Annotated in this window: 4 protein-coding genes; 2 read left to right on the top strand and 2 right to left on the bottom strand. The window is 68.6% G+C overall.

Annotated features, from left to right (window positions below):
* Window positions 1–212 precede the first annotated feature (212 nt).
* Window positions 213–1,061, bottom strand: a complete 849-nt coding sequence (locus tag SX243_25405) for a M48 family metalloprotease (protein MDY7096326.1) — start codon at window positions 1,059–1,061, stop codon at window positions 213–215.
* Window positions 1,062–1,281: 220 nt separating this feature from the next.
* On the opposite strand from SX243_25405, the gene SX243_25400 reads away from it, so the two are divergent.
* Entirely contained in the window at window positions 1,282–2,271 is a 990-nt protein-coding gene (locus SX243_25400; GenBank protein MDY7096325.1) for an alpha/beta hydrolase, read from the top strand.
* Between the two features lie 59 nt (window positions 2,272–2,330).
* Window positions 2,331–3,128 carry an alpha/beta hydrolase-fold protein gene (locus SX243_25395; protein MDY7096324.1) on the top strand — a complete coding sequence of 266 codons (798 nt, stop codon included), beginning with the start codon at window positions 2,331–2,333 and terminating at the stop codon, window positions 3,126–3,128.
* Between the two features lie 12 nt (window positions 3,129–3,140).
* Here SX243_25395 and SX243_25390 read toward each other — a convergent pair.
* The coding region (locus SX243_25390) for a peptidoglycan DD-metalloendopeptidase family protein (GenBank protein MDY7096323.1) at window positions 3,141–4,118 on the bottom strand (978 nt) is incomplete at its 5' end.

The raw sequence follows: 4,118 nt of genomic DNA, 5'->3' as shown, positions 1-4,118 counted from the left end.
TCGGCCCTGCCGGGACGACACCCCCGCCCACCCCCAACTAGCTCGCAACAGAACCTCATTCCGAAACACACCAGCCTCGGAAGGCCCCGAACGATCCGGCGTCCCCCAGCCGGGGGACGCGATACACTAGCGAGGGGTTTCAACCCCTCGCGGAGCTCCGGAGCCAAACCCTGGGACCGCCGGCTTCCAGCCGGCTCCGGGGCGGATGGGGGTCAGCCTCCTCCAGGCTCTCCGCCCACCTTCCCTACCAGCCGCTGCCGGGTCCGGCGGTAGCCCGCTTCGTCGCGCACCCAGCCGCCCTGCACCGGCAGAGCGGCGACCTGCTGGCGGACTTCTTCGATGCGTTCCGGGCTCAGAGGGTGGGCGGCGACGAGGTCGCGCACGGCGCCGGGATCCCGTTGCCGTAGATCCTCCAGCCGCTCGAGCCAATGCACTAGGCCTTGCGGGTGGAACCCCGTTCTTGCCAAGAGCTGGACCGCCAGCCGGTCCGCCTCCCGCTCCTCGGCAAGGGTGTGACCGCTCAACGAGCCCCCCGCGGAGAGCTGAAGCAGGATGTCGCGATAGGTTTCCCGCTTCTGTTTCATCGCCAGATCCCCGAGCACCGTCACCCCGTATGCGCGGGAGAGCTTTTCGGTGGTGTGGCGGGCCAGGCCGTGGGCGATGCTGTGGGCCAGCACGGCGGCCAGCTCCGAGGCGTCGCGGGTGGAGCTCAGGGCTCCGGTGCTCAAATAGACGTGGCCCCCGGGAATGTCGAAAGCCTGCACCGTGGGCTCTTGGAGCAGGTGGAACTCCCACACCTCCTCCGCCAGCTCGCTGGTATCCGCCAGCAGGCGGCCGGTGCGGTCGAGATAAGCCTGGGCGGAATAGTCCCGCACCGGCTGCAACTCCTTCCGCAATTCATCCGCCAGACCCCGCCCCAGGCTCCACTCCTCCGGCACCGACAGAACATTGAAGTCACCGCTGTTGACCCCATTGCCGGAGCAGCCTCCCAACAGCAACACCAGCGCCAGCACACCGCTCGCCGCGGCGGCTCGGGTCCTCGCTGTGGTTGCCTGCTCCATGGTGCTGTCTCCACCGCCGGTGCCGCCGATGGGATGAGCGAATTGTACACGCCTTCCGACTCCCTGCCGCCAGCGCCTCGAAAGCCGGAAGCTTGGTAAACTCCGCGCCAGCTCGAGACGGTCCAAACTGCTTCCCTCCGACCTCTCAGAAAAAGCCATACCTACAGATAAAAGCCATACCTACAGATAAAAGCCATACCTACAGATAAAAGGAAGTGCCATGCTCCCCGCTCCCAAGATTCCCAGGCCCCATGCCCTGCCCCCGCTCCTGGCAGCCCTTCTCCTCCCCGCGCTCCTACTGCTCGGCGCCTGTAGCCCCGAGAAGCCCGCGGAAGAAGAAGCCGCTGCCCTCGAGCCGGTGGAGATCCACGATACCGTCACCGTCGGCGGCACCGCCACCGCTCCCGACGGCGTGGAGATCGCCTACTCCTCCCGCGGCACCTCCAGCCCGGCCCTGGTCTTCCTCCATTGCTGGTCCTGCGACCGCTCCTTCTGGCGCCACCAGGTGGAGCCCTTCAGCCGGGATCACCAGGTGGTGACCATCGACCTCGGCGGCCACGGCGAATCCGGCCGGGATCGCCAGAATTGGAGCCTGGAGAGCCTGGGGCAGGACGCGGTGGCAGTGATCGAATCCCTGGGGCTGGAGCGGCTGATCGTGGTCGGTCACTCCATGGGTGCACCGGTGGCCCTCGAGGTGGCCCAAAGCCTGCCGGATCGCGTACAGGGAGTGGTGGTCGTGGACAGCCTGCAGAACGTCGAGCAGGAGCATGATGCGGAACAGTGGAAGGCCCTTCTCGCCGGCTACCGCCAGGACTTCCCCGGCACCTGCGGCCAGATGGTGGGAGCCATGTTCCACGAAGGCACCGACGGCGCCCTGGTGAACGAGATCACCCAGAGCATGTGTGACGCTCCGCCGGCCATCGCCATCGCCCTCCTCGATGCCTTCCCGGCCTACGACATGGCGGATGAGCTGAGCCAGGTGCAGGTGCCGGTGCGCGCCCTCAACGGTGACCTCTTCCCCACCGCCGTGGAAACCAACCGCCGCCACGCCGCCGACTACGACGCCTCCATCCTCACCGGCAGCGGCCACTTCCCGCTGTTGGAGAAGCCCGAGGAGTTCAATCGAGAGCTGGAGGTAGCGGTGGCGGGCATTCTCGCCAACGAGAAGGCTGCCGACCGACCGGCCACCACCGGCGGCGAGGCTGGCTGATGCGGAAGGCCTCTCTTCGTAGGGTTCGGAACGGTCTTTGGGCGGCGGCAGGCTTGGCCTTGCTGGCGATTGGTGGGCTCGGTGGGTGCGCCCACAGCGCCCCCCGCGACCCGATTCCTCCCCACCGCAGCTTCGACCTGACGTCGGAAGTAGTCGACGAGGTGCGCCGCATCGCCGTCTACACGCCCCCAGGGTATGAGTCCGGCGAGGCCGACTACCCGGTCCTCTACATGCCGGATGGCGGAGTGGCGGAGGACTTCCCCCACATCGCCAACACCATCGACGCGCTGATCCGCGACGGCGCCATCGCGCCGGTGCTGGTGGTGGGCATCGAGAACACCGATCGGCGGCGGGACCTCACCCCCGCCTCCACGACCGAGGACGATCTCCAATACGCTCCCGGCGACGACGGCGCCGCAGCCTTCCGCTCGTTCATCGAGACCGAGCTGATCCCCGAGATCGACCGCCGCTACCGCACCACCGAGGAGCGGGCCCTGGTCGGCGAATCCTTCGCCGGCCTCTTCGTCATGGACACATTCTTCCGCCGCCGCCAGCTCTTCCAGCGCTACATCGCCATGGATCCATCGCTGTGGTGGGACGACCACGCGCTGGTACGCAAGGCCGAAGAAAGGCTTCCGGATCTAGCAGGAGGAGAGCGGACCCTCTGGTTCACCGGCTCCGACGCCGAGGACATCGTCCGCCACACCGACGCCCTGGCCGAGATCCTCGAGACTCAGGCCCCTTCCAGCCTTCGCTGGACCTACGATCCCCGCCCCGAGGAGCAGCATTGGACGATCTTCCGGGCGACCAAGGAGGATGCATTCCGCTGGGCCCTCTGGCCGGCGGAGGGAGAGTAGGCGGCCGGCGGACTAGGACGCACTCGCCAGATTCAGCTCCGGCGCCGGCTCCCCGAGCCAGGCGGCATGGCCGTCGGGGGTTTGCACCAGCAGGTGCTCCTCATAGCTGGCGAGGACGGGAACGGCGGTGTCGGGCTCCAGCGTGCCCACCACCAGCCCGGCGGGCTGCGGGAGGCTGCGCAGTAGACGCGGCTCGCCGAGACGCTCCTGACGCACCGGCCGTTCCGCCGCCTCGGTGAGGGAGGCAGCGATGTAGCCGCGGGTGCCGTCGGGGAGAGAGACGCGATACCAGGAGCCACGGGCGCCGTGGAGTCGGAGGGCCGTGTGGCGGGGCAGCTCGGTGAGAATGGCGGTGCCGGTGGACGGCCCCTGCCGCAGCCGCACCCGGGCGCCGGAGACTCGCGCCCAGCGTGCCAGGGCCTCGACGGAGGCGGTCACCGCTGCCGGCTCGGTCTCCAGCGGATCCAGAAAGCGTAGCGGATCCCGTGCCCCGCCGTCGTAAACGCCAAAATGAAGATGCGGCGGCGTGTGGCGGGCGTTGCCCGTATTGCCCACCTTCCCCACCTCGTCCCCAGCGGCCAGACGCTGGCCGAAGCTCACCGTCGCCTCATCGAGATGGGCGTAATAAAGATTGAGCCCGCCAGTGCGCATCCACACCACGTTGCCCCCCAGGCGGTTCGTGCCCACCCGGCTGACCACTCCATCGCCGGCGGCGACGGCAGGGGTACCCCGCGAGGCGAAGATGTCGACGCCTTCATGGCTCCGCCGGCCGCCGTCCCGGGGATCGCCAAAAATGCTCCGCACGGCGCTGCGGTCCTTTCCCTGCACCGGAAAGCTCAAGGTGCCCAACACCCGCGCCTCGAGCTCGACGGCGCCGCCGGAGAGCAGCTCCGGCTGCAGACGCAGAATCACCGCGCCGTCCTCGCCGGGCTCGTGGCGCCAGGTGGCTCTCTGGCCTTGCAGCGAGGCACCTTCGCCCGGAGCCCCGGC

This window comes from Acidobacteriota bacterium (assembly GCA_034211275.1).
Classification (GTDB): Bacteria; Acidobacteriota; Thermoanaerobaculia; order Multivoradales; family JAHZIX01; genus JAGQSE01.
The sequence above is the reverse complement of the archived record's forward strand: the minus strand, read 5'-3'. Positions and strand labels throughout refer to the sequence as shown.